General features: G+C 68.5%; 1 protein-coding gene. It reads right to left on the bottom strand.

Annotated features, from left to right (window positions below; translation table 11 throughout):
• Positions 1 to 178: 178 nt before the first annotated feature.
• Positions 179 to 1070, bottom strand: an 892-nt coding sequence (locus JCM19049_RS15150) for a sensor histidine kinase (RefSeq protein WP_374700332.1), incomplete at its 5' end; no start/stop codon positions are given.

Raw genomic sequence — 1070 nt, 5'->3', positions numbered from 1 at the left:
GATCAGGGGCAGTCCCACCCCGTGTCCGTGCCCGGCACCGAGCTGGCTGCCGGTGGTGACCGCGGGATTGAAGATGTCTTGTGCGGTGGTGATGCCCGCCCCCGAATCGGCTACCGCCAGGTGCAGGGTGCTCCCCTCGGACAATAGGTCGACTTCCACCCACCGCGGCCCTTCAGCCCTAGTGAAGCAGTAAATGCATTATCAAGCATATTTCCAAGGACCGCGGTGACGTCCTGGGCGTCGTGGGCACTGGCGACCGGCGCGTAGAGCATTGAGTCCGGGGAGATGCGCAGCTCGATTCCCATTTCGTGGGCGCTGATCCCCTTGGCCGCAATGAACGCGGCCAGGTAGGGGTCGCTGACGGTTTCCAGCCCCTGAACCGGGACAATGGCCGGCCCCGAGTCGGTGACCTCACGCAGGTAGTCGCGGGCCTGGTCGATCCTGCCTGGTGCAGCAGTCCCAGCACCGCGTGCATCCGGTTGGCGAATTCGTGGCGCTGCGCGCGCAGCGCGTCGGCCATGTCCTGCACCGCATCCAGCTTGGTGCCCAACGCCTCGACCACCGTCACGTCGCGCAGCAGGATCACCTGGCCCAGGTCCACCCCGTCGCGCACCACGTCATTGATGCGCGCGATCAGCGAGGTCTGGCCAACCTCCAGGCGCACCGGGGTGCGTTCGCGCTGCCGGATAGCGGTGACCAGCCGCTCGTTCAGTCCGGCGGCCGCGTAGTGACGGCCCACCACGTCGGCCAGCTCGGTGCGGTGCGGCAGCCCGAGCATCTGCCGGGCGGCCTTGTTGCGCACCGTGATCACCCCGTCGCTGCCCAGGCCCATCACCCCGTCGGTCACCCCGTAGAGCACGGCCTGCTGGTCGCGGACCAGTTGGGCGATTTCCGCCGGTTCCAGCCCCAGGGTCTCACGCTTGAGCCGGCGCACCGTCGCCCGGCCAACCAGGGTGGCCAGCACCGCGGCCAGCAGCGCGAAGAGGATGATCCAGGAAATGGAGACCAGCAGGGTGCGGGTCAGCGACTCGGTGGCCAGCCCGACCGAGACCTCCCCCGACCACGGCGTC

The organism is Arthrobacter sp. JCM 19049 (genome assembly GCF_001310435.1).
Note: the sequence above shows the minus strand (reverse complement) of the source record. Positions and strands in the feature narration are given on the sequence as shown.